This window comes from Micromonospora orduensis (assembly GCF_006228125.1).
GTDB lineage: Bacteria > Actinomycetota > Actinomycetes > Mycobacteriales > Micromonosporaceae > Micromonospora > Micromonospora orduensis.
Genome location: NZ_VDFY01000108.1, coordinates 1 through 23,054 on the forward strand (window position 1 = coordinate 1; position 23,054 = coordinate 23,054).

At 72.2% G+C, this 23,054-nt stretch carries 23 protein-coding genes; 15 read left to right on the forward strand and 8 right to left on the reverse strand.

The window, feature by feature from the left end; genetic code table 11:
- Positions 1–172: 172 nt before the first annotated feature.
- Positions 173–793, forward strand: a complete 621-nt coding sequence (locus FHG89_RS07275) for a phosphatase PAP2 family protein (RefSeq protein ID WP_139583595.1) — start codon at positions 173–175, stop codon at positions 791–793.
- Between the two features lie 82 nt (positions 794–875).
- On the opposite strand, the gene FHG89_RS07280 is transcribed toward FHG89_RS07275, so the two are convergent.
- From FHG89_RS07280 to FHG89_RS07290, 3 genes are read right to left on the reverse strand one after another with little or no spacing between them, the layout of a single operon-like run.
- The gene (locus FHG89_RS07280) at positions 876–2,099 is read right to left on the reverse strand and encodes a hypothetical protein (protein WP_139583596.1); all 1,224 of its coding nucleotides are present in this window, start codon (positions 2,097–2,099) and stop codon (positions 876–878) included.
- A gap of 56 nt (positions 2,100–2,155) precedes the next feature.
- A complete protein-coding gene (locus FHG89_RS07285) occupies positions 2,156–3,844 on the reverse strand; it encodes a GTPase (RefSeq protein ID WP_139583597.1) in 1,689 nt (562 codons plus the stop codon).
- Positions 3,841–5,658, reverse strand: a complete 1,818-nt coding sequence (locus tag FHG89_RS07290; RefSeq protein WP_139583598.1) for a GTPase family protein — start codon at positions 5,656–5,658, stop codon at positions 3,841–3,843. The genes FHG89_RS07285 and FHG89_RS07290 overlap by 4 nt, the downstream gene beginning before the upstream one ends.
- Positions 5,659–5,878: 220 nt before the next feature.
- Between FHG89_RS07290 and dnaK the strand changes: the two genes are divergently transcribed.
- The 5 genes from dnaK to FHG89_RS07315 all read left to right on the forward strand — a co-directional run bounded on the left by dnaK (position 5,879) and on the right by FHG89_RS07315 (position 10,620).
- Positions 5,879–7,750: a molecular chaperone DnaK gene (gene dnaK, locus FHG89_RS07295; protein WP_139583599.1), complete on the forward strand. Its 1,872-nt coding sequence runs from the start codon at positions 5,879–5,881 to the stop codon at positions 7,748–7,750.
- Between the two features lie 47 nt (positions 7,751–7,797).
- The gene (gene grpE / locus FHG89_RS07300) at positions 7,798–8,556 is read left to right on the forward strand and encodes a nucleotide exchange factor GrpE (protein ID WP_139583600.1); all 759 of its coding nucleotides are present in this window, start codon (positions 7,798–7,800) and stop codon (positions 8,554–8,556) included.
- An 82-nt stretch (positions 8,557–8,638) separates the two neighbouring features.
- On the forward strand, positions 8,639–9,826 hold the full coding sequence (gene dnaJ / locus FHG89_RS07305) for a molecular chaperone DnaJ (protein ID WP_139583601.1): 1,188 nt from the start codon (positions 8,639–8,641) through the stop codon (positions 9,824–9,826).
- A 30-nt stretch (positions 9,827–9,856) separates the two neighbouring features.
- On the forward strand, positions 9,857–10,297 hold the full coding sequence (locus tag FHG89_RS07310; RefSeq protein WP_030332087.1) for a heat shock protein transcriptional repressor HspR: 441 nt from the start codon (positions 9,857–9,859) through the stop codon (positions 10,295–10,297).
- Between the two features lie 128 nt (positions 10,298–10,425).
- Positions 10,426–10,620: a hypothetical protein gene (locus FHG89_RS07315; protein WP_139583602.1), complete on the forward strand. Its 195-nt coding sequence runs from the start codon at positions 10,426–10,428 to the stop codon at positions 10,618–10,620.
- 110 nt (positions 10,621–10,730) lie between these two features.
- Here the strand turns inward: FHG89_RS07315 and FHG89_RS07320 are convergent, their stop codons facing one another.
- From FHG89_RS07320 to FHG89_RS07335, 4 genes are all read right to left on the reverse strand, one after another.
- Positions 10,731–11,162 carry a hypothetical protein gene (locus FHG89_RS07320; protein ID WP_139583603.1) on the reverse strand — a complete coding sequence of 144 codons (432 nt, stop codon included), beginning with the start codon at positions 11,160–11,162 and terminating at the stop codon, positions 10,731–10,733.
- Between the two features lie 142 nt (positions 11,163–11,304).
- The gene (locus tag FHG89_RS07325; RefSeq protein WP_139583604.1) at positions 11,305–12,516 is read right to left on the reverse strand and encodes a cation:proton antiporter; all 1,212 of its coding nucleotides are present in this window, start codon (positions 12,514–12,516) and stop codon (positions 11,305–11,307) included.
- A gap of 5 nt (positions 12,517–12,521) precedes the next feature.
- On the reverse strand, positions 12,522–13,022 hold the full coding sequence (locus FHG89_RS07330; protein WP_139583605.1) for a cation:proton antiporter regulatory subunit: 501 nt from the start codon (positions 13,020–13,022) through the stop codon (positions 12,522–12,524).
- Positions 13,023–13,186: 164 nt separating this feature from the next.
- A complete protein-coding gene (locus tag FHG89_RS07335) occupies positions 13,187–13,405 on the reverse strand; it encodes a winged helix-turn-helix domain-containing protein (RefSeq protein WP_139583606.1) in 219 nt (72 codons plus the stop codon).
- Between the two features lie 244 nt (positions 13,406–13,649).
- Here FHG89_RS07335 and FHG89_RS07340 point away from each other — a divergent pair, with 244 nt between their 5' ends.
- Positions 13,650–13,907: a hypothetical protein gene (locus FHG89_RS07340; protein WP_139583607.1), complete on the forward strand. Its 258-nt coding sequence runs from the start codon at positions 13,650–13,652 to the stop codon at positions 13,905–13,907.
- Between the two features lie 84 nt (positions 13,908–13,991).
- Here the strand turns inward: FHG89_RS07340 and FHG89_RS07345 are convergent, their stop codons facing one another.
- Positions 13,992–15,128 (reverse strand): epoxide hydrolase family protein, encoded by a 1,137-nt coding sequence (locus tag FHG89_RS07345; protein ID WP_139583608.1) that lies wholly within the window; start codon positions 15,126–15,128, stop codon positions 13,992–13,994.
- An 85-nt stretch (positions 15,129–15,213) separates the two neighbouring features.
- On the opposite strand from FHG89_RS07345, the gene FHG89_RS07350 reads away from it, so the two are divergent.
- The 8 genes from FHG89_RS07350 (at position 15,214) to FHG89_RS07385 (ending at position 23,045) form a co-directional block, all read left to right on the forward strand.
- Entirely contained in the window at positions 15,214–15,858 is a 645-nt protein-coding gene (locus FHG89_RS07350; protein ID WP_139583609.1) for a TetR/AcrR family transcriptional regulator, read from the forward strand.
- Positions 15,859–15,944: 86 nt separating this feature from the next.
- Positions 15,945–18,536, forward strand: coding sequence for an ATP-dependent chaperone ClpB (clpB, locus tag FHG89_RS07355; protein ID WP_139583610.1), 2,592 nt, complete (start codon positions 15,945–15,947; stop codon positions 18,534–18,536).
- Between the two features lie 97 nt (positions 18,537–18,633).
- Positions 18,634–19,041, forward strand: a complete 408-nt coding sequence (locus FHG89_RS07360; RefSeq protein ID WP_244295228.1) for a hypothetical protein — start codon at positions 18,634–18,636, stop codon at positions 19,039–19,041.
- A 69-nt stretch (positions 19,042–19,110) separates the two neighbouring features.
- Positions 19,111–19,977, forward strand: coding sequence for a hypothetical protein (locus tag FHG89_RS07365; RefSeq protein ID WP_139583611.1), 867 nt, complete (start codon positions 19,111–19,113; stop codon positions 19,975–19,977).
- An 82-nt stretch (positions 19,978–20,059) separates the two neighbouring features.
- On the forward strand, positions 20,060–20,641 hold the full coding sequence (locus FHG89_RS07370) for a DUF4178 domain-containing protein (protein WP_139583612.1): 582 nt from the start codon (positions 20,060–20,062) through the stop codon (positions 20,639–20,641).
- 137 nt (positions 20,642–20,778) lie between these two features.
- Positions 20,779–21,504 carry a hypothetical protein gene (locus FHG89_RS07375; RefSeq protein WP_244295230.1) on the forward strand — a complete coding sequence of 242 codons (726 nt, stop codon included), beginning with the start codon at positions 20,779–20,781 and terminating at the stop codon, positions 21,502–21,504.
- Between the two features lie 71 nt (positions 21,505–21,575).
- The gene (locus tag FHG89_RS07380) at positions 21,576–22,226 is read left to right on the forward strand and encodes a hypothetical protein (RefSeq protein ID WP_139583614.1); all 651 of its coding nucleotides are present in this window, start codon (positions 21,576–21,578) and stop codon (positions 22,224–22,226) included.
- Between the two features lie 9 nt (positions 22,227–22,235).
- A complete protein-coding gene (locus FHG89_RS07385; protein WP_139583615.1) occupies positions 22,236–23,045 on the forward strand; it encodes an SDR family NAD(P)-dependent oxidoreductase in 810 nt (269 codons plus the stop codon).
- Positions 23,046–23,054: the final 9 nt, after the last annotated feature.

Consider the following 23,054-nt stretch of genomic DNA (forward strand, 5'->3'; position numbering starts at 1 on the left):
ACCGTGGGCACCGGCGAGCGGTCCCCCGGCCGCTCGCCGGTGCCCACGGTCACCCCCTCGCCGCTCGCCGGACCGACCTACCCCACGGTGTCCCCGGCGGTACGGTGACGATCAGGCGCGGCCCGTCCCGTGTCGGCGCTGTTCGGGGTAGGCGCGTACCGGAGGGGGTGGCGTGGGCGGCGGTGCGGAACTCCGCCCGGTCACCCGGCCCGGTCCGGGGCTGCGGGTCGCCCGGCTCGTCACCGAGCTGACCGCGCCGGCCGTGCTGGTGTCACTGCTGATCTTCACGGTGAGCTGGCACAGCGCCCGGCGGACCGGCCACGGCCTGGCCTGGGGCCTGCTCGCCACACTCTTCGTCACCGGCATCCCGTTCGCCTACATCGTCGGCGGCGTACGACGCGGCCGGTTTACCGACCACCACCTCGGCCGTCGGGAGCAGCGCAGGATGCCCCTGCTGATCGGCCTCGGTTCGGTGACGGCGGGGCTCGCGCTGCTCACCGTGCTCGACGCTCCGCGTCCGGTGCTGGCGCTCGCGGTCGCCGGACTGATCGGCCTCGTCGTGACCGTCACGGTGAGCCACTGGTGGAAGATGTCGATCCACTCGGCGGTCGCCGCCGGCACGCTCGTCATCCTGGCGCTGATCTTCGGCGGCGGGCTGCTCTTCGCCGCGCCGCTGCTGGCCGTCGTCGGCTGGTCCCGGGTGCGGCTGCGGGACCACACCGTGCCGCAGGTGCTGGCCGGCGGGACGATCGGCGCGCTGATCGCCGGCGTGGTGTTCGGCCTGCTGCGTTGAGCGGGCTCGGGCCGCGGCCGGCTCGGACGTCCGAGGCGCGGGCCCGGGCGGGCGGCGAGGCAGCCGTCCGCCCGGGAAGCCCTCAGGCGCCGTCGTCGGCGAGGCGGTGCCGGTTCGCCTCGATCCAGGCGTCCAACGCGGCCGGATCGTCCGGGTCCACCCCGTCGGCCATCAACTGCGCCACCGCCGCCGTGGCCGGGCTGCGCCGCTCGCCTGTCGAGTAGAGCCGCGCGAACTCCGGCACCATCTCCTCGATCGCCTCGTCGGTACGTGTCGCGGCCGCCTCGGGCAGGCCCCGCTGGCGCGACGCGTACCGGGCCCAGGCACGCAGCACCCGGGGCAGCATCGCCGCGTCGTCCATGTCCAGCACCGCGCGGCGGTGCACCCAGTCGAGCAGGAAGAGCCCGGACACCGCCGGGCTCCACCGCATCGGGTCGGCGTCCGGGAAGCTCGCCGAGTGGTCCAGCAGCAGGCTCAGGCAGAAGTGCAGCGAGGCCAGCTCCGGACCGTCGACGGTGTCCAGCCCGAACCGGGCGGCCTCCGGCGCCGCCAGAAACCGCCGCACCAGGTCGGTGCGTTCGGCGGCGGACAGCGGCTCGACCTCGGCCGGGCCGGTCGGATCGGCGGCGGTGGGCAGCAGCGCCAGCCGAGCGCCGACCAGCGCCCGATCGGTGGCGAGGGAGCCCTCGCCGGGCAGCTCGCTCAGCTCGTCCGTGACCGCCAGGTGCCGGGCCACCTCGCCGCGTAGGCGGGCCGGATCCTCGGTACGGAACCAGGTCAACTCGTCGTCCGCGCACATCTGCCGGACCTGGTCCAGGATCCGCTCCGCCGGCCCGCCGACGAAGATGTCCTTGGTGATCCCGATGTTGTGGTCCACGAGGGCCACCAGCGCGTGCTCGCTGCCACCGGACGCATCGTCGTAGGCGAAGGTGGCGAGGTAGGAGGTCTGGTCGCCGTACACGTCGCCGTACGCCCAACTGCCGGTCAGGTGCACCCGGCCGAGCTGGCCCGTCCAGGTCGGCGCCTGGCTGCCCGGGCGCACCCGCTCCGTGCCGTCGGCGGTGGGGACGAGCGCGGCGAAGACCTGCCGGATGGTGGTCGCCGACGCGACCCGGCGACGGGCGGTGGCGGCGAGGAACCCGGTGACGAACTCCCGTACGGCTGTGTCCCGGTCGGTTTCCGCGATCGCGTAGACGCTGCCCAGCAGGGCGCTGCCGAGCATCTCGGCGTCGAGCGCGGACTCCAGCTTGGTCACGTCGCGTGCGGCGTGCAGCACCGCGTCGTAGGGGGTCTGAGGCGTGGCCATACTCCGACCCTACGCCGCTGCGCCGGTACGCAGAGCGGTAGCGAGCCGTGGGTGCGTCAGCGGCGGGCGGCGTCGCGCAGCGCGTCCCGTGCCTGCGCGTACGAGGCGAGCACGATCCGCACCGGGGCGAGCACGTACTCCTCGCCCACCTCGGCGACCCGCACCGTCAGCCGCTGCCGGGCGCGGGCCCGTGCCCGCTGGGCGGCCCAGCGCACCACCGGCCGGGTGAGCGCCGCCACCAGCAGCCCGGCCAGCAGGCCGCCGAGCAGCAGCACGGTGGGCAGCGGCACCTCGCCGACCATCGGGTTGTCCAGCGCGGGTAGGCCGAGCACCCGCAGCGCGTACCCGAGCACCAGCCAACCCAGGCCGACCACGGCGGCCAGGGTGACCAGCCACTGCACGCCGCCGACGATCCGCCACCAGAGCGGTCGATGGTCCAGGCCGAGGTCGGTGCCGGCGATCGCGCGGTCCAACGCGTCCGGCAGGTCGTCGTGGCGGGACCGGGCGGCCGAGGTGACCGCTGTGGGCCAGGCGGCGGGCAGGCCGGCGGCGGCCCGATCGGCCACCGCGCGGACCGCCAGGCCCAGCGCGGAACGCTGCGCGGCCGTCGGATCCGGCACCGAGGTCGCCGCGACCAGGCTCTCCGCCGCCGGGTCGGTGGCCTCGCCGGTCGGGCCCGGCAGGTGCAGCCGGCGCAGCGGGTCTGGCCGCAGCCGCCGCCAGCCCCGCACCAGCGGCCAGCCGGTGGCCGCGCCGGCCCGATGCCGGTACGCCCGTTCCACCGCCTCGCTCACCGCCGGTACGCCGGCCGCGCCGGCCAGTGCCCGGTTCAACCCGGCGACTGTCGCGTCGTCCGGTCCGCCCGCCGGTCGTGCCGAGCCGACCAGCTCGTCCAACCCGGCGACCACCGAGTCGACGTCGCCGGCGAGCCGACGCAGGGCGGCCTGCCGCTCGGCGACCGTCCGCTCCAGCGCGCTGCGCAGCCCGACCATCCCGGCCGGGTCGATGGCCGTGGTGGCCAGCAGCGGTACGCCGGTCAGGCCGTCGGAGTCGAGCAGCCGGCGCAGGTCGTCCAGGACCCGGGGCAGCTCGGACGGGGGCAGCCGGTCGGCCTGGTTGAGCACGACCAGTGTGACGTCGCGGTGCCTGTGGAACTCGCGCAGGTAGCTGTCATGGATGACCCGGTCGGCGTACTTCTGCGGGTCGACCACCCAGACCACCTGGTCGACCAGGCCGAGCAGCCGGTCCACCTCCAGCCGGTGGGACCGCTGCACCGAGTCGAAGTCGGGCAGGTCGAGCAGGATCAGCCCGTGCAGGGCGGTCTCGTCGTCCGCGTCGAGCGCGCTCTCCCGTACGAAACGGTGCCGGGGCAGCACGCCGGTCCAGTCGAGCAACCGGTTCGCGCCCTCCAGCGGCCCCCACACGCACGCGTGGGTGACGCCGGTGGTCGGCCGGCGTACCCCGACCGGCGACAGTTCCAGTTGGGCCAGCGCGTTGAACAGGCTGGACTTGCCGCTGCCCGTCGCGCCGGCGAGGGCCACCACGGTGTGGTCGCGGGACAGCGCGAGCCGGGTGCCGGCGCGTTCGACAAGGGTGTGCGCGGGCACCAACTCGGCGTCCGGCAGCAGGCCGTCCACCGCGGTCAGGAACCGGCGTACGGCGTCCAGGCGGGCGATCAGCACGTCGGGGTCGACGCGCTGGTCACCCCGGAACGCCTCCCGGATCCGGCCGGTGATGTTGCTCACCGGGGGTCCTCCTCGTCGGCGGCCAGGCCGCTGCGGTGCCGGGCCAGCTCGACCCGGCCGGCGGCGCGGCGCAACCCGTCGCCGACCTCCGCGTCGGGCCGGGCTTCGGCGGTGCGGCTCAGGAAGCGGTCGGCCTCCGCATCGAGCAGCGTGCGTACCCGTCGCAGCAGGTCACCGCGCGCCTTGGCGGCGAGGGTACGCACCGCCTGGTCACCGAAGATCGCCTGGAGTACGGCCTGCGCGGCGACGGTGGTGCCGGCACCGGTGGCCACCTCCAGCCCGGTCGGGATGAACGCGGTGGACGCGAACACGGCGATCATCACGGCCAGCCCGGTGGCGTTTACCGCGTACGCGGCCGTGCGGGCCACGAACCGCTTGTCACCGCCCTCGACCCGGACCAGCTCCAGCACGCCTCGCTGCCAGTCGCGGACCATCCGTTCGGCCCGCTCGGGCAGGTCGCCGCTCGGGTGGGCGAGCGCCGGATCGACCAGACCGGCGCCGGCCGGGTGCGCCTTCCACGACGTGTACGCGGACTCGGCGGCCTCGGAGGCCACCCCGCGCAGCAGCGTGACCAGCTGCGACTCGATGGCGTTGCGCAGCTCGGCGGAGGGCGCCGGCCGGCCGGTGACGGCGGCCACCACCCGGTCCCGCAGGCGTCCGATGCGCGCCTCCAGGGTGCGGAACAGCTCCCCGGTGCCGACGAACTCCTGCCAGCGGGCGAGCACCTCACCGCGGAGCAGCCGGCCGTCCTGAAGGCCCTGCTCGACGGTCCGTTCGGCGCCCCGGTACGCGGCCCGGACCCGCTCGTCCAGCCCGTCGGCGGCGGCGACCTGCTCGTCGGCGGCGTCGGCCAGCTCCTCGACGGCCGGGTGCAACGCGGCCAGCGCGCCGTCCAGGGTCTGCCGGACGACAGCGGCCCGGGCGTCGGCGTCGGCGGCCAGCCGGGCGAACCAGTCGGCCAGCGGCGCGGTGACCCCCTCGGGCAGCAGCCCCTGGCCGTCGACCCAGGTCTCGGGCAGTACGAACAGGGGCGCCCGGCCGAGGTCCTGCGCCTCCAGCATCTCGGCCAGGTGCGCGGCGATCTCGTCGGTGGCCTCGGCGGGGACCCGGTCCAGCACCATGGCGATCACCGCGCCCCGCGCCCGGGCGCTGCGCAGCAGCTCCCAGGGCACCGCGTCGGCGTACCGGGCGGCGGTGGTGACGAAGAGCCAGAGGTCGGCGGCGGCCAGCAACTGGCTGGCGAGCGCTCGGTTGGCGTCGACCACCGAGTCGATGTCCGGTGCGTCGAGGAAGGCCAGCCCGGGTGGCAGGGCGGGGGCGGTGACCAGGTGCAGCGCGCGTGGATCTTCGCTCGGCTCGGTGGTGCGGGTCAGCCCGGGCAGCAGGTCGCCCTGCCGGAACCAGGCCGCGTCGGCGGGGTTGCAGACCAGCACCGGGGATCGGGTGGTGGGCCGGAGCACACCGGCGGCGCTGACCCGGGCCTTGACCAGGCTGTTGACCAGGGTCGACTTGCCCGCGCCGGTGGAGCCGCCGACCACCACGAGCAGGGGTGCGTCCAGCCGGGCGAGCCGGGGCAGCAGGTAGTCGTCGAGCTGGTCGGTGAGGGCGGCGGCGGTGTGCCGGGCGGGCCCGGCGGAGGGCAGCGCGAGGGGATACCGGGTGGCACCGATCGCGGCCCGGAGGCCCGTCAGCGCGCCGGGGAGGCTGTCGTCCCCGGTGGTGGCGGGCGGCTCCTCCGCGGCGTCCGGCGGGCCGGTGCGGGCGGCGACGGCGGGCGCGCCGGAACGGGTGGCGGAATCGCCGTGCGTCGTCACCGCTAAAGCGTGCCCGACCGATGCAAGGGAAGACAACCGGACGGTAATAACGGCTGGGTTGCGTCGGGTCGGCTCAAGTCGACTTGACGATTCGCCGGGGCGTGGCACTATTGAGTCAAGTTCACTCAACTTGTGGTGGGATCCGCTGCGGGCGGTCGCCCGCCAGGCAGCGCGGGCGGTGCCCGTCACCTGCACAACCTTACGAAGTGAGGAAGCGAAGATGGCACGTGCGGTCGGTATCGACCTCGGCACGACGAACTCCTGCGTCAGCGTTCTCGAGGGCGGTGAGCCCACCGTCATCGCCAACGCTGAGGGCTCGCGGACGACCCCGTCGATCGTCGCGTTCGCCCGCAACGGTGAGGTGCTCGTCGGTGAGGTCGCCAAGCGTCAGGCGGTGACCAACCCGGACCGGACGATCCGCTCGGTCAAGCGCGAGGTCGGCACGAACTGGTCCGTCGACATCGACGGCAAGAAGTACACCCCGCAGGAGATCTCGGCCCGGACCCTGATGAAGCTCAAGCGGGACGCCGAGGCGTACCTGGGCGAGCAGATCACCGACGCGGTGATCACGGTTCCGGCCTACTTCAACGACAGCCAGCGGCAGGCCACCAAGGAGGCCGGTGAGATCGCCGGCTTCAACGTGCTGCGGATCGTCAACGAGCCGACCGCGGCCGCCCTGGCGTACGGGCTGGACAAGGGCTCCAAGGAGCAGACCGTCCTGGTCTTCGACCTCGGCGGCGGCACCTTCGACGTGTCGCTGCTGGAGCTGGCCGAGGGCGTCATCGAGGTCAAGTCGACAAGCGGTGACAACCACCTCGGCGGCGACGACTGGGACCAGCGGATCATCGACCACCTGGTCAAGACGTTCCGCGGTGAGCACGGCATCGACCTCGGTCAGGACAAGATGGCCCTCCAGCGGCTCCGTGAGGCCGCCGAGAAGGCCAAGATCGAGCTGTCGGCCGCCACCACCACCAACATCAACCTGCCGTACATCACCGCCGGCTCCGCCGGCCCGCTGCACCTCGACGTGACGCTCAGCCGCGCCGAGTTCCAGCGCATGACGCAGGATCTGCTGGACCGTTGCAAGGGCCCGTTCGAGCAGGCCGTGAAGGACGCCGGGATCAAGATCTCGGACGTCGAGCACGTCATCCTCGTCGGTGGCTCGACCCGGATGCCGGCCGTGACCGACCTGGTCAAGCAGCTCACCGGCCGCGACCCCAACAAGGGCGTCAACCCGGACGAGGTCGTCGCCGTCGGCGCCGCCCTCCAGGCCGGTGTGCTCAAGGGTGAGGTCAAGGACGTCCTGCTGCTCGACGTGACCCCGCTGAGCCTGGGCATCGAGACCAAGGGCGGCATCTTCACCAAGCTGATCGAGCGCAACACCACCATCCCGACCAAGCGCTCCGAGGTGTTCACCACGGCGGACGACAACCAGCCGTCGGTGCTCATCCAGGTGTTCCAGGGTGAGCGGGAGATCGCGGCCTACAACAAGAAGCTCGGCACCTTCGAGCTGACCGGCCTCCCGCCGGCGCCGCGCGGCGTGCCGCAGATCGAGGTCGCGTTCGACATCGACGCCAACGGCATCGTCAACGTGCACGCCAAGGACCTGGGCACCGGCAAGGAACAGAAGATGACGATCACCGGCGGCTCCTCGCTGCCGAAGGACGACATCGAGCGGATGCGCCGGGATGCCGAGGAGCACGCGGAGGAGGACAAGCGCCGCCGCGACGACGCCGAGACCCGCAACGTGGCCGAGGCGCTCCAGTGGCAGACCGAGAAGTTCCTCGCGGAGAGCGGCGACAAGCTGCCCACCGAGAACCGGGAGCAGCTCAACGAGGCGCTCGGCGAGCTGCGCGGCGCCCTCGGTGGTCAGGACATCGAGAAGATCAAGTCGGCGCACGAGCGGCTGGCGCAGGTCTCCCAGCAGGCCGGTTCGCTGCTCTACGCCCAGCAGGCCGAGCAGGGCCAGCAGCCGGGCGGCGAGGCCGGCCCGGGTGCGACCGGCCCGCAGGCCGGCCCGCAGGCCGGCGGTGCCGGTGGCGGCGACGACGTGGTCGACGCGGAGATCGTGGACGAGGACGGCAAGAAGTGACCGTGGGCCTCCGACACGAATCCACGGCGAAGGGATGAGGTAGCCGCATGACGCAGAAGCCACGAGCCGCCGACCCGGGCGACACCGGGTCGACGCCGGGTGGCTCCGCGCCCACGGAGCCGGACACCGGTGCCGAGGAGCGGGTCGTCATCCGCAACAACCGCAAGATCAGCGACGCGGCGGAGCCGGAGGGCGCGGCCGCCGACGCGGGGAGTGACGATCCCGCCGAGGGCCTGGTCGAGGACGCCGAGATCGTGGTCGACGAGATCGAGGTCGAGGTCAACTCAACCGACGGTCCGGAGCCGTCCGGCCCGCCGGTGGTGGACGCCCCGGCGAAGCCGGCGGACGGCGGTGCCCTCGGCACCTCGCTCGGTGCCGAGCTGGAGGCGCTCCGGGCCGAGCTGGACGAGCGGACCCGGGACCTGCAACGGGTGTCGGCGGAGTACGCCAACTACCGCAAGCGGGTGGACCGGGACCGCAGCCTGGTGCAGGAGCAGGCGACCGGTTCAGTGCTGGCCGCGCTGCTGCCGATCCTGGACGACCTGGACCGGGCTCGGGAACACGGCGACCTGGTCGGACCGTTCGGCACGGTGGCGGAACAGCTCACCACCGCGCTGGGCAAGTTCGGTCTGAACGCCTTCGGCGAGCAGGGCGACCCGTTCGACCCGACCCGGCACGAGGCGGTCGCGCACCAGACCTCGACCGAGGTCAGCGAACCGACCTGCGTGCAGGTCATGCGGCGCGGCTACCAGCTCGGTGAGCGGCTGCTGCGCCCCGCGCTGGTCGCGGTCGCGGATCCGGAATAGTGCGAGACGGTGACCGGGCCGTCCCGCCCGCCGCGCGGCGGGCGGGACGGCCGGGTCACGACTGTTGGAAGGGGGTGGACCGGTGAGTTCGAAGGACTGGCTCGAGAAGGACTTCTACGCCGTGCTCGGCGTGGACAAGGCCGCCTCCGCGGATGACATCAAGAAGGCTTACCGCAAGGTGGCGCGGGAGTCGCACCCGGACCACAACCCGGGCGACGCCAAGGCCGAGGAGCGGTTCAAGGCCGCGTCCGAGGCGTACAACGTGCTCTCGGACGCCGGCCGCCGCCGGGAGTACGACGAGATGCGTTCGCTGTTCGGGTCAGGCGCGTTCCGGCGCAACGCCCGGGGCGGCGGCCAGCCGGGCGGTGTGCCGTTCGACGTCTCCGACCTGTTCGGCGGCGGCGCTGCCGGAGGTGGTGACCGTCGCTTCGGCGGTGCCGGCTTCCAGGACCTGTTCAGCTCGATCTTCTCCGGTGGGCAGGGCGCCGGGCAGGCCGCGCCGCGCGGTCCGGCCCGTGGTCGGGACGTCGAGACCGAGGTGGCGCTCGACTTCGGCGACGCGGTACGCGGGGTGACCCTGCCCCTGACGTTGCGCGCCCCGGGTGTCTGCGACACCTGCCACGGCAACGGCGCCAAGCCCGGCACCCAGCCGCGTACCTGCCCGGTCTGCCACGGTGCCGGGGTCACCACCCGCAACCAGGGGTCGTTCAGCTTCTCCGAGCCGTGCCGCAACTGCCAGGGCGTCGGCACTGTGGTCGAGGAGAAGTGCCCCGAGTGCCACGGCAGCGGTGGGGTCACCAAGACCCGCACGATGAACGTGCGCTTCCCGGCCGGGGTGGCCGACGGCCAACGCATCCGGCTGGCCGGGCGCGGTGAGCCGGGCGAGCGCGGTGGTCCGGCCGGCGACCTGTTCGTGCACGTCAAGGTCCGGCCGGACGAGCTGTTCGGGCGTACCGGTGACGACCTGACCCTGACCGTGCCGGTGACCTTCGCGGAGGCCGTGCTCGGCACGGACCTGCGGGTGCCCACGCTCGACGGCGCCGTGACCCTGCGGGTGCCGCCGGGTACGCCGAGCGGCCGGGTGCTGCGGGCGCGGGGCAAGGGTGTGGTGCGCCGCGACGGGGAGGCCGGTGATCTGCTGGTGACGTTGGACGTGGTGGTGCCGGCTCGCCTGTCCGACGAGGCGCGTACGGCGTTGGAGGCGTTCGCCGAGCAGAGTCCGCCGGCAGCGCGGGAACATCTCGACGCTCGGGTGCGTCGGGTCAGTTAGTCCGGTGGGATGGACGCGGAGGTGAGCGGCATGTCGGGCGAGTTCCTCGGTTCGGGTGACCCTGCCTACGAGGCCAAGGTGCTGATGATCTCGGTCGCGGCGCGGATGGCGGGGATGCATCCGCAGACCCTGCGCCAGTACGACCGGCTGGGGCTGGTGCAGCCCGGCCGGGCTGCCGGTGGCGGGCGTCGGTACAGCGTGCGCGACGTGGTGCTGCTGCGCGAGGTGCAGCGGCTCAGCCAGGACGACGGAATCAACCTCGCCGGCGTCAAGCGGATCATCGGGCTGGAGCGTCTGCTGGAGCAGGCGCAGCAGCGGGTGGCCCGCCTGGAGGCGGAGCTGGACGCCGCGTACCGCCGGGTGGCCGAGCTGGAGTCGCTGGCCCGTTTCCCGGGCCGGGATCTGGTGCCCACCAATCGCACGTCCACCGCGCTGGTGGTCTGGCGGCCCCGCCGCACGCCCGACCGCTGACCTGTTTTTCGCTTTCCCTGCCCGGCCCGCGCCCCGATTCTCCGGCGCGGGCCGGGCCGCTTCCATTAACCTGTCGATACAGGTCCAACCGGCTCAATTCGGACCTGTCGGCATGGCGAGGGGGAGCAGTGGCGGAGCCGGCGAACAAGGTCGCCCAACAGATCGAGGAACGGTTGGAGAACCTGGCCGACACCGTCCGCGAGAAGTTCGACAAGGTCACCGAGGGAACCTTCCGGGACCGGATCAAAGAGGGGCGGTTCGCGGACCAGACCGACCACGGCGTCGACCAGGCCCGAGCCGAGACCGAACGGAAGCAGGACTGACCGGTGACCGACGTGCGGGCCGGGACCCACGGGGGGTCCCGGCCCGTTCGCCTTTGGTGCGGCGGGGCTGTCCAACGCCACCCCGCGGCCGGCGGCCACCGCGAAGCAGCTCAGCCGAGGCGGCGGTTCTCGCGGACCAGGCCGCCCTCGCACCAGTCCCGGTAGACGAACAGGTCTGGGCGGGCCAGCAGCACACGGCCGTTGTGCGCCCAGATCTTCATCAGCTCGTCGCCCTCTCGCTCGGCCTGCTCCACCAGCTTGCGGAATCGGCGCTTCGGGTGGGCGCGGAATTTCGTCCGGATGCCGTCGGCCGCGTAGATGTACAGGCAGTGCAGCGCGAAGCGCCGGGCCGGACAGGTCGGGTCCATCGCCAGGTCGAAGAGCGTCAGCACCAGCCGGTCACCGGAGACCAGGAGGTCCCAGTCCGGCGGCATGGAAGCCAACGGCACCGAATCAGGCTGGTACGCCCAAGCTCGCAACTCCGCCGGAGTTGGATCGACGGGGTTGGCGAAGCCGTGGAACGTCGACTCCTGCACGCTCACCGGCCAACCTTCCGCTCTCGCCCGCGCGTGGGCACGTTCCCACCCGCGAACGCTGGCTGCTGGGGCGAAACGGTAACCCGCCGCCGGGTGCTGCGGTAGTCCCCGTGGGGAGCAATTCAGCAACCGTTGGCTGGAGCGGGCGTCAGTCGTGGATCGGAACCGGCGCCGAGCGTTGGGCCGCCGCGGCGGCGCGGGTGCGCAGCCACCGTTTGAACCACGGGAAGTCGGGCAGTCGGGCCAGCATCGGCCCGGTCACCACGGTGATGAGGACGTACGCCGTGGCCAGCGCCGCCAGCCGAGGCTCGACGCTGCCGGCGGCGACCGCGAGCCCGGCGATGACGATGGAGAACTCACCACGGGGTACGAGTGCCAGGCCGGCCCGCCATCGACCGGGTTCGGCGATGCCGACCCGTCGCGCCGCCAGGTAACCGGTGAGCGTCTTCGTCGCCATGGTGACGATGGCCAGGGCGAGCGCCGGCAGCAGCACCGGCGGGATGTCCCGTGGATCGGTGACCAGGCCGAAGAAGACGAAGAACACCGCGGCGAACAGGTCCCGCAGGGGGGAGAGCAGTTCGGTCGCGTGGTGCGCCACCGGGCCGGAGAGCGCGATGCCGACCAGGAACGCGCCGACCGCCGCCGACACCTGGAGCTTCGCCGCGATGCCGGCGATCAGCAGGGTCAGACCGAGTACGCCGAGCAGCAGCGCCTCCGGGTCCTTCGCCGACAGGGCGGACGAGATGAGGTGGCCGTACCGGATGGCGACCACCAGCACGATCAGCACCGTGCCCACCGCGACGGTGAGTGCGATGCCGCCGCCGAGCAGGCCGGTCCCGGCCAGTACCGCGGTGACCAGCGGCAGGTAGAGCGCCATCGCCAGGTCCTCGATCACGAGAACCGAGAGGATGACGGGGGTTTCCCGGTTACCGAGTCGGCCCAGGTCGGCGAGGACCTTGGCGATCACACCGGAGGAGGAGACCCAGGTGATGCCGCCGAGTACCAGGGCGGCGACCCAGTCCCAGCCGAGCAGCAGGGCGAACCCCGCGCCCGGTAGCGCGTTGAGGACGCCGTCGATCAGTCCGGCCGGGGCCGCTGACCGGAGGTTGCCGACGAGTTCGTTGGCCGAGTACTCCAGGCCGAGCATCACCAGCAGCAGGATGACGCCGATCTCGGCGCCGACCGCGAAGAACTCCTCGCTGGCGGCCAGCGGGAGCAGACCACCGTGCCCGAAGGCGAGCCCGGCCAGCAGGTAGAGGGGGATGGGTGAGAGGCCGACGCGACGGCTGAGCCGACCGAGGACACCGAGCAGGAGGAGCAGCGCGCCGACTTCGACGAGCAGTGTGGTGGAGTCGTGCATCCGCCTCAGCCGTCCGGGTCACTGTCGGCGAGGATGGCGGACACGCCGTCGAGACCCCTGCGGGTCCCGACAACGACCACCACGTCGCCGGCCGCGAAGCGGAACGAGGGAAGCGGCGAGACGATGACCTCGCCGTCACGCAGCACCGCCACGATGGAGGCGCTGGTGCGGGTACGCGCCTTGGTCTCGCCGAGCCTCCGATTGACGTATCGCGACCCGGCCGGGATGGCGATCTGCTCGGTGAGCAGACCGGCGGCCTGCTCGCGGAGCCCGGAGAGCTGGCCGAGCATCAGCGACGCGCCGAGGATGTCGGCCAGCGCCTCGGCCTCGTCGTCGGTCAGCGGAATGTCCGCCTGGCAGGCGTCGGGATCGTCCGGGTCGTAGAGGACGAGATCACGGCGGCCATTGCGGTGGGAGACGACGCCCAGGCGGCGTCCGGACTCCGTCACCAGATCGTGGCGTACCCCGATCCCGGGTAAGGCGGTCTGCTCGACACGTACTCGCACCCACCCAGGCTACCGCTAGGTGAACAGACGGCAGATCTTGGAAGCCGCGCCCCCTGCCCGGCCATTATCAACACGAGATCGCCGATATCGCGGTATCCCGGCGGGACACCCCCAGATCAGCGATCTCGTGTCGATCTAGAGGGCGCCGCCACGACTCGGGAGGTCTACGGCTTCTCCGCCACGAACACGCCGACGCCTTCCAGCGTCTCGGTCAAGCCGGTCGCCCGGAGGATCATCATGGCCTTGCCGACCACGGTGTCCGACACGCCGTACTCCTTGCAGAGCTGCGACCGGCTCGGCAGCTTCGTGCCGGGCGGCCACGCGCCTGATTCGATCTTCGTTCGTAGCTCGTCTGCGAGCACCTGGTATTGCTGCTTGGGCATACACACTCCCCGGATGGCACGCCCATTCGATCACGCGACCACCTACAACCTCAAGCAATTGGAGCCCGGTCATTGACCTACAACCGCTACCGATTGTAGGTTCGGATCGAACGCTTCCGGATGGCACTGGAGCGCTCAGAGGGCCGGGGCGAGCTTCCCCGTGGTTCGTCCCGGCCCTGCTCATTTCCACCGCGCTGCGCACTGCGAGGAGGACCACGCTCATGTCTGACCTGGTGCGACGCTGATGACCGGGCGGTTCGTCATTCATCTGCCGATCTCGGCGCCCGACCTGGCGCGCGCCAAGATGTTGGGTCGGACCGCCGGACGGTCGCTGGCCTTCCTCGCCCGGATCGATCTCGGCGGGATCACCGTCTCCACCGAGGACGATCAAGGGGTCCGGCACTGGGTCTTCTGTGACCGGCGGCTGGACGGTGGTCGTCGTTGCGTGCTCCGCGCCGACCACGAGACGCCCTGCACCGCCCGCCTACCCCGCCGGGCTTGATCGACACCAGATCGCCGATGTGGTGGCATCCAGCGAGCGGGACACCCCCACATCGGCGATCTTGAGTCGATCAACCGGCGATCGTCAGCGGAGGCCGGCGAAGAACCCGCGGATGTCGCCGACCAGCACATCGGTGGCCTGGTGAGCGGCATAGTGGCCGCCGACGTCGCCGCGTCCCTCGACATCCGTCTCGTACGCCGTCCAGCGGACGATGTTCGCGTGGTCCCGCTCGGCGAAGCGGCGGATCGACTGGAAGTCGCCGGGGAACATGGCCAACGCGGTCGGCGCCGTGGTCGGCTCGGACAGCTGCTGACCGGCGTGCGCGTCCTCCCAGTAGAACCGGATCGCCGAGGCGGCCGTGCCGGTGAACCAGTAGACCGCCACGTTGGCCAGGATGAAGTCGGCGTCCAGGCTCTCGTCGAAGAGTTGGGCGTTCCAGGCGAGCAGCCCCACTGGCGAGTCGGCCAGCGCGAACGCCAGGGTCTGCGGCTGCTGGCTGTGCACCTGATTGAAGGAGAACTTGTTCTCGTAGAACCACTGGAGGTGCCCGAGCGCCGCCTGGTCCGCCTCGGACAGCCCGGCGAACTCGGCCGGATCGCCGGAGGGGAACGAGAAGAGCTGGGTGACGTGCACGCCGAGGACGTGCTCCGCGTCGATCCGGCCCAGCTCCGGCGCGACCATCGAGCCGGCGTCGTTGCCGACCGCGCCGTAGCTGTCGTACCCCAGTCGGTTCATCAGCTCGGCCCAGGCGCGGGCCGTGCGGAAGCGGTTCCAGCCGGCGCTGCGGGTGGGGCCGGAGAACCCGAAGCCGGGCAGCGACGGGATGACCAGGTGGAAGGCAGGCGCCGCCGGGTCGCTCGGCTCGGTGAGCGGGCCGATCACGTCCAGGTATTCCAGCACCGAGCCCGGCCAGCCGTGGGTGAGCACCAGGGCGGTGGCGTCGGCCCGGGACGACCGGACGTGCAGGAAGTGGATCTGCTCGCCGTCGATCTCGGTGACGAACTGCGGGTGGGCGTTCAGCCGGGCCTCGACGGCCCGCCAGTCGAACCCGTCCCGCCACCGGTCGGCGAGGGCGAGCACGCGGTCGTTGCGCATCCCGTAAGCGTCACCGACCCCCGGCAGGTCGGCGGGCCAGATCGTGCGGTCCAGTCGGGTGACCAGGTCGTCGAGGGCGGTCTGCGGGATCTCGACGCGGAACGGGCGGATCGCGGGGCCGGTCATGCGGGGACTCCTTCGGAACGGAATGTTTCGTTCTGCCAGAACATTAGCAGACCGGAACGATCCGTTCCACTGCTACTGTGGGGCCATGCCGACGACTTCCGGAAACGCCCTGGCCGGCCGCCGCGCCCAGGCCGCCCGCAACGACGAGGTGATCCTCGAAGCCGCCCGCGCCGTCTTCCTCGACGACCCGAAGGCGCCGATCGCCGCCGTCGCCGAACGCGCCGGCGTCGGCATCAGCGCGCTCTACCGGCGGTACGCGGGCAAGGAGGACCTGCTGCGCCAGCTCTGCCACGACGGGCTGCGCCGCTACATCGCCGTGGCCGAGGCGGCGCTCGCCGAGCCGGACGACTGGGCCGCGTTCACCGGATTCCTCACCCGGATCGTCGACGCCGACGTGCACTCGCTCACCGTCCACCTGGCCGGCACGTTCACCCCGACCGAGGAGATGGGCCGGGATGCGCTGCGCGCCAGCGAGCTGGCCACCGCGCTCGTCGACCGGGCGCACGCCAGTGGGCGACTGCGCCCCGACGTGGTCGTGCAGGACCTGGGGCTGGTGCTGGAGGCGTGCGCGGCGGTGCGCGTACCCGATGCGGAGCGGACCCGCCAGCTGCGCCGCCGGCAGCTCGCGGTGCTGCTCGGCGGCCTGTCGACGGCGCCGGACTCCGACCCGCTGCCCGGCCCGCCCCCGGCGGCCGGCGAGTTCGACTGGCGGTGGCGGCTCCGGGAGTGATGACCGTCACAGCGGTAAGGTTGAGTGGAATACGCTCAACTCTGGTTGTGTCCAACCCAGTGGACAACGCCGATCCGGGGGAGCCCATGAACACCGAAAGACTCACCACCAAGAGCCGCGAAACCATCACCGGTGCCGTCGCGCTGGCCAACCAGCGTGGCCACGCCACCGTGGAGCCCTGGCACCTGCTGCTGTCCCTGCTGGACACCGACGGCTCGACCGCCGCCGGCCTGCTGCGCGCCGTCGGGGCCGACCCCGCCGAACTGCGCCGGGCTGCCCAGCGGGCGGTCGACGCCCTGCCGGCCGCGCGGGGCTCCAGCATCGCCGAGCCCACGCTGGCCCGGGAGTTCGTCAACGCCATCGGCGCCGCCGAGCAGATCGCCCGGCCGCTGGGCGACGAGTACACCTCCACCGAACACCTGCTCGCCGGCCTGGCCCGGGTGGGTGGCGCGGTGTCCGGCGCGCTGAAGACCGCCGGCGCCACCGAGGAGGCCCTTGTCGCCGCCTTCCCGACCGTCCGGGGCGGGGACCGGCGGGTCACCACCGCCGACCCGGAGCAGACCTACCAGGCCCTCACCAAGTACGGCGTCGACCTCACCGCCAGCGCCCGCGACGGCAAGATCGACCCGGTGATCGGCCGTGATTCGGAGATCCGCCGGGTCATCCAGGTCCTCTCCCGCCGTACCAAGAACAACCCGGTGCTGATCGGCGAGCCCGGCGTCGGAAAGACCGCGATCGTCGAGGGCCTCGCCCAGCGGATCGTGGCCGGCGACGTCCCCGAGTCGCTGCGCGACAAGAAGCTGGTCTCACTGGACCTCGGCGCGATGGTCGCCGGCGCGCAGTACCGGGGCCAGTTCGAGGAGCGGCTGAAGTCCGTCCTGGAGGAGATCAAGAACTCCAACGGGCAGGTCATCACGTTCCTCGACGAGCTGCACACGGTCGTCGGCGCCGGCAAGGGCGAGGGCTCGATGGACGCCGGCAACATGCTCAAGCCGATGCTCGCCCGTGGTGAGCTGCGGATGGTCGGCGCCACCACGCTGGACGAGTACCGCGAGCACATCGAGAAGGACCCGGCGCTGGAGCGGCGCTTCCAGCCGGTGCTGGTCGGCGAGCCGACCATCGAGGACACCATCGGCATCCTGCGCGGGCTCAAGGAGCGCTACGAGGTGCACCACGGCGTACGGATCACCGACGCCGCGCTGGTCGCCGCCGCCGCCCTCTCCGACCGCTACATCACCGACCGGTTCCTGCCGGACAAGGCGATCGACCTGGTCGACGAGTCCGCGTCCCGGCTGCGGATGGAGATCGACTCCCGCCCGGTCGAGGTCGACGAGATCGAGCGGGCGGTCCGCCGGCTGGAGATCGAGGAGATGGCGCTGGCCAAGGAGCCGGACGCCGCCTCCGCCGAACGCCTGGAGCGGCTGCGCAAGGAGCTGGCCGACAAGCGCGAACAGCTCACCGTGCTCTCCGAGCGCTGGCAGACCGAGAAGAGCCACATCACCAAGCTCTCCACGGCCAAGGAGGAGCTGGAGCGCCTGGGCGGCGAGGCCGAGCGGGCCGAGCGCGACGGTGAGCTGGAGCGCGCCGCCGAGCTGCGCTACGGCCGCATCCCCGCCCTCAAGGTGGAGCTGACGCAGGCCGCCGAGGAGCTGGCCCGACTCCAGGCCGACGGCGCGATGCTCAAGGAGGAGGTCGGCGCGGACGACATCGCGGCCGTCGTCGCCTCCTGGACGGGCATCCCGGCGGGACGGCTGCTGGAGGGCGAGACGGCCAAGCTGCTGCGCATGGAGGAGTCGCTGGCCAGCCGGGTGGTCGGTCAGGCCGAGGCCGTGAGCGCGGTCTCCGACGCCGTACGCCGGGCGCGGGCGGGTGTCGCCGACCCGGACCGGCCGACGGGCAGCTTCCTCTTCCTCGGCCCGACCGGTGTGGGCAAGACCGAGCTGGCGAAGGCGCTCGCCGAGTTCCTCTTCGACGACGAGCGGGCCATGGTCCGCATCGACATGAGCGAGTACGGCGAGAAGCACTCCGTCGCCCGCCTGGTCGGCGCCCCGCCCGGCTACGTCGGCTACGAGGAGGGTGGTCAGCTCACCGAGGCGGTGCGCCGCCGCCCGTACTCGGTGATCCTGCTGGACGAGGTGGAGAAGGCCCACCCGGATGTGTTCGACGTGCTGCTCCAAGTGCTCGACGACGGTCGGCTCACCGACGGCCAGGGCCGCACCGTGGACTTCCGCAACGCGATCCTGATCCTCACCTCCAACCTCGGGTCGTCGGTGATCAGCGACCTGACGCTGGCCGAGGAGCAGCGCCGGGAGGGCGTCCTCGCCGTGGTCCGGTCGCACTTCAAGCCCGAGTTCCTCAACCGGCTGGACGACATCGTGGTCTTCGCCTCGCTGCGGGGGGACGACCTGCGTTCCATCGTCGACATCCAGCTGGACCGGATGCGCAGGCGTCTGGCGGATCGCCGACTGGCGCTGGACATCACCGAGTCCGCGCGTCAGTGGTTGGCCGAGCACGGCTACGACCCGATCTACGGTGCCCGCCCGCTGCGTCGCCTGGTCCAGACGGCCATCGGAGACCAGCTGGCCAAGGCCCTGCTGAGCGGGTCGGTCCGCGACGGCGACACGGTGAAGACGGACCTGGACCCCGCCACCAACACCCTGACGGTGACCCCGGCCTGACAGCGCACACACCCGCCGGCCGCGGCGACGATCAAGAGGTTTGCGTCATCGGGACGTCTGCAGATGACGCAAACCTCTTGATCAACAGGGGTGGGAGGTGGACGATCGGGGAAAGGGTGAGGGCATGTTCGGGATGCGGAAAGCGTGGGAACGGGACCTCGGTGCGGCCGCCGACCAGTTGGTGTCGGCTGACACGCTCGCCTTCGGTGGTGTCGGCATCGCCAACACGCTGCTGCCGGTCACCGAGGCGTACCACCGGGTCGAGGCCGCCCTCGCCGACCACCCCGAGGAGGTACGCCGACAACTCGACCGGGTGCTGGCCGACGGCACACCCGCCGGCCGGGCGTACGCGGCCACGCTGCTGGAACGGCTCGATCCGGCCGCCGCCCGGGCGGCGTGGACGTCGCTGCGGGACGACCCGACCGAGTTCACCACGTTCGTCGGATGCGTGATGGGCCGCGACACCCTCGGGAACTACGCCACCCAGCGTCTCGCCGCAGCATGATCCATTCGCCGGTCGGCGCTGTCCGATCGGTTCTGCCGTCGACCGGTGACCCGCCGTACGTTGCGAGCCATGAGTCCGCCCGTGACCGCGATCCGCCCGCCCCGGCCCGCCACCGTGACCATCGCCTTCTGGCTGCAACTCACCGTGGTGCTGGTCCTGCTCGGCCTGGCCGCGCTGGTGGCCGTCGAGGCGGTGCACTTCGACAGCCAGATCGACCGCGCGGTGCGGCTGGTGCCGGACGCCGACCCGGCCGAGGTGGCCGGGGAACGGCAGGGCAATGTCGCCATGGCGCTGATCTTCGGCGTACCGGCGGTGCTGCTCGCGGTGTGGCTGGCGGTTACCGCCGCCCCGGTTCGACGAGGCGCCAACGTCGCGCGGATCCTGGTCTTCGTCGCCAGTGGCGCGCAACTGCTTGTCTGTTTCGCGCAGTGCTGCTCCGGCGGGTTCCTCGTGCCCCTGCTGACCACCGCCGAGATGGAGACGGAGCCGCCGGCGGAGTGGGACGAGGAGTGGGAGAGCTCCACGTTCTTCGACACGCTCTACGCCGGCACCGACCCCTGGGACGATCTGTTCTTCCCGGCGGCAGGGCTGGGCGTACTCACCGTCCTGACGCTCTCCACGGCCGTGGTGCTGCTGCTGGCGCTGCCGCCCGCGAACCGCTGGTTCGTGCCGGCGACCGCGCTCGCCGAGGCGCACCCCGCCCCCGTCACCACGGCCTGGGCGGTTCCCGTTCCCAGCTACGGCCCGACCGGCTACGGCTATCCGGGCGTCCCGCTGATGCCGCCGGGCCCGGGTGTGCCGGGCCTCCTACCGCCGGGCCAGCCGGTCCCGCCCGGCTACCTCATCTGCCCCGACCCGGCCGCGCACCTGACCCCGGGCACGACGGCCGGACCGCCGGCGGCGGCACCGGACGACGCACCCGACGGCCCCCGCTAGCTGAGCTGTCGGCCACAGCACCGCCCTCGCAGGTGCCGAGGATTGTTACCGTCTGCGCCGACGTACCTGGGGAGGTGGTCGGGTGGACGCGCTGGTGACGTCCCTGGTGGCGGGCGGCGTGCTCGCGACGGTGGTGGCCGTCTTGCGGGCCCGACGGGCGGCGACGGCCCGGCCCGGCGGCCGGCCGGCTGAGGCGCCGACCGGCGGCCCGCACCGTCTGGCCCTGGGCGACCGCGTGCGGATCCGCCAACGGGAGTACGTCGTCAGCGGCACCATCCGCCTCGTCGAGGGGGACTGGAGCTGGGTGCAGCACCTGCTCGACGACGAGTCCGGCGGTCGACGCCGGCTCTCCGTGGAGGATGGCCCCGAGTTGGAGCTGGTGCTCTGGACCGCCGAGCCCGGCGCGACCGTCAGCCCGGGCGCCCCGACGATCGACCTCGGCGGGCGGCGGTACACCTGGTCCGAGACCGGGCAGGCGCGCTACACCGCCATCGGCGAGACCGAGCTGCCGTCGGCCGGGACGATGCGTTACCACGACTACCAGTCGGGCGGTGCCGCGCGGCTCTCCTTCGAGGCGTACGGCGAGGAGGGTTGGCGGGTGGCCAGCGGCGACCTGCTCAACCCCGCCGACCTGGCGATCCGACCCACCACCGAGGAGCACTGAGCCCGGTCGGGTGGAGACGCGCCGGCCTGCCACGGCATGCCTGAGTGGCCGGTTGTCGATACGGTGTGGGCGCGATCTAGGGAAGGAGAATCGTGGTCGATACCCAGAGCACGCCGGCCCGTCAGCGGCCATCCATCGTGACGATTTCCAGTTACCTGCTTTTCCTGTTCCTCGCGTGCCAGGTGATCAGCCTGATCATCACGCTCGCCACCATCGGCAAGACGCGGGACGCGATCCGCGACGCGTACGCGGGCAGTTCCATCGACAACCCCGATCAGGTGGCGGATGTCTTCTTCGCCATCGGGATCGGCAGCGGCATCCTGCTGCTGCTGCTCGCGATCGTGCTGGGCGTGCTGGCCCTGTTCAACAACCAGGGCCGCAACGGATCCCGGATCACCACCTGGATCGTCGGCGGCATCATGATCTGCTGCACGGGTGGCGGCCTCATCAGTGGTGCGGCCGGCAGCTTCACCAGCGGCGGGGACACCGCTGGCGGCCCGAGCGGTGAGGAGGTGCAGCGCCGCATCGAGGAGGCTGTGCCGTCCTGGGTCACCCCGGTCAGCCTGCTGCTGGGCGTGGTCAGCCTGCTCGCGCTTCTCGCGGCGCTGATCCTGCTGGCGCTGCCGAAGGCCAACGAGTTCTTCCGCAAGCCCGCCGCCGGCTGGGAGCCGCCGACGCCGGGGGCCGCCTACCCGGGCTACCCGCAGACTCCCGGGCAGTCCGCTCAGCCGGGTTACCCGTCGACCGGCGAGCCGGGCTACCCGTCGACGCCGGCGCAGCCGGGCAACCCGCCGTCCAGTGCGGACCGGCCGGACGACACCCCGCCGGCCGACCGACCCGGCACGACCCCGCCGTCGAGTTGACGGGTCGATAAGCACGACGCCGACGATCCCTCCGATAGGTTGCAACCCGACGCCTACCGGAGGGATTCGTCGTGTCGTACCCCGAATCGGCACCGGCCCGCCGGCCCGCCGTGGTCCTGCTGGCCACGGCGGTGCTGTTGGTGATGGCGGTCGCCGCGCTCGCGTACACCTTCGTCGACCTGGCGGTGCTGGGGCGGACGGTCGACGCGTTCCGCTCGGCCGCCGGGGACACGTCGGCGAGCCCGCAGCAGATCGACGAGGTGACGACGCTGCTGCGGTTGTCCGCGGTGCTGACGGCGGTGGTGGCGGCGTTCTCCGCGGTCCTGCTCGCCGGCCTGGCGCTCGGGCTGCTGGCCGGTCGGCGCGGCGTCCGGGTGGCCACCTGGGTCGTCTGCGGGCTCGGCCTGCTGGCCGGCTGTTGCAGCGTGGCGGTGCTCGTCGGTGAACGCGCCGCGCCGCTGCGGCTGGGCGACGGCGAACGGGCCACCGCCGAGCTGCTGGGCCTGCTCGCTGACGCGTACCCGTCGTGGTGGATTCCCGTCAACGCCGGGCTATCCGTGGGGCAGGGCCTCGGTTACCTTGTGGTAGCTACGTTGCTGGCACTGCCGGCGGCGAACGCCTGGTTCGGTCGACGCCGCCCGTCGGCGCCGACCGTGCCGTCCGCTCCGCCCGGGTTTCCACCCACCCCGTACCAGCCGCAGCCCCCGTACCCGCCCAGGTGAGGACCGCCCGTGACGCTCGACCCCGCGACCGCCGAGCGACGGGCCCTGGTCACCGGCGCGACAGCCGGCATCGGTGCGGCGTTCGCTCGACGGCTCGCCTCCGACGGTTGGCACCTGGTGCTGGTCGCCCGGGACGCGGGCCGGCTGACGGAGCTGGCCGCCGACCTGGGGTCCCGGCACGGCCGCGAGGTGGAGACGCTGTCGGCGGACCTGTCCACCGACGACGGCTGCGACGCCGTCGAGCAGCGACTGAGCAGCGGTAGCCCGGTGCACCTGCTGGTCAACAACGCAGGCATCAGCCTCAACAAACCGTTCCTCCGCTCCACCGCGGAGGACGAGGCACGCCTGCTGCGGCTCAACGTGCACGCCGTCATGCGACTGACCCTCGCAGCGCTGCGACCGATGACCGAACGGCACGATGGGGCAGTGATAAATGTCTCTTCCGTTGCAGGGTTCGGCGCGGTGATGCCTGGATCGACCTACTCGGCCAGCAAGGCGTGGGTGACCAACTTCAGCGAGTCTGTCGGCCAGTCCGCACGTCCGTACGGGGTGCGGGTGATGGCCCTCTGCCCCGGCTACACCCGCACCGAATTCCATCAGCGGGCTGGCATCAACATGTCGAAGACACCTGAGTGGATGTGGCTGAAAGCCGAGGACGTGGTCGACGAAGCCCTGCGTGACCTGGGCAAAGGCAAGTTGGTAAGCATCCCGGCGTGGAAGTACAAGGTGGCCGTCGCCGGTCTGCGGCACGCGCCGCGCCGGCTGCTCCAGGTGGTCGCGCGGGACACCCGCGGCCGGATCGGTCGCGACGAGCGCTGAGCCGCCGCA

What these genes read in the sequence shown, in the direction of transcription:
- FHG89_RS07280 (WP_139583596.1), bottom strand. Translation starts at nt 2,099, where the DNA reads ATGGCCACGCCTCAGACCCCCTACGACGCGGTGCTGCACGCCGCACGC.
- dnaK (WP_139583599.1), top strand. Translation starts at nt 5,879, where the DNA reads ATGGCACGTGCGGTCGGTATCGACCTCGGCACGACGAACTCCTGCGTC.
- grpE (WP_139583600.1), top strand. Translation starts at nt 7,798, where the DNA reads ATGACGCAGAAGCCACGAGCCGCCGACCCGGGCGACACCGGGTCGACG.
- FHG89_RS07310 (WP_030332087.1), top strand. Translation starts at nt 9,857, where the DNA reads ATGTCGGGCGAGTTCCTCGGTTCGGGTGACCCTGCCTACGAGGCCAAG.
- FHG89_RS07325 (WP_139583604.1), bottom strand. Translation starts at nt 12,516, where the DNA reads ATGCACGACTCCACCACACTGCTCGTCGAAGTCGGCGCGCTGCTCCTC.
- FHG89_RS07335 (WP_139583606.1), bottom strand. Translation starts at nt 13,405, where the DNA reads ATGCCCAAGCAGCAATACCAGGTGCTCGCAGACGAGCTACGAACGAAG.
- FHG89_RS07340 (WP_139583607.1), top strand. Translation starts at nt 13,650, where the DNA reads ATGACCGGGCGGTTCGTCATTCATCTGCCGATCTCGGCGCCCGACCTG.
- FHG89_RS07345 (WP_139583608.1), bottom strand. Translation starts at nt 15,128, where the DNA reads ATGACCGGCCCCGCGATCCGCCCGTTCCGCGTCGAGATCCCGCAGACC.
- FHG89_RS07350 (WP_139583609.1), top strand. Translation starts at nt 15,214, where the DNA reads ATGCCGACGACTTCCGGAAACGCCCTGGCCGGCCGCCGCGCCCAGGCC.
- clpB (WP_139583610.1), top strand. Translation starts at nt 15,945, where the DNA reads ATGAACACCGAAAGACTCACCACCAAGAGCCGCGAAACCATCACCGGT.
- FHG89_RS07365 (WP_139583611.1), top strand. Translation starts at nt 19,111, where the DNA reads ATGAGTCCGCCCGTGACCGCGATCCGCCCGCCCCGGCCCGCCACCGTG.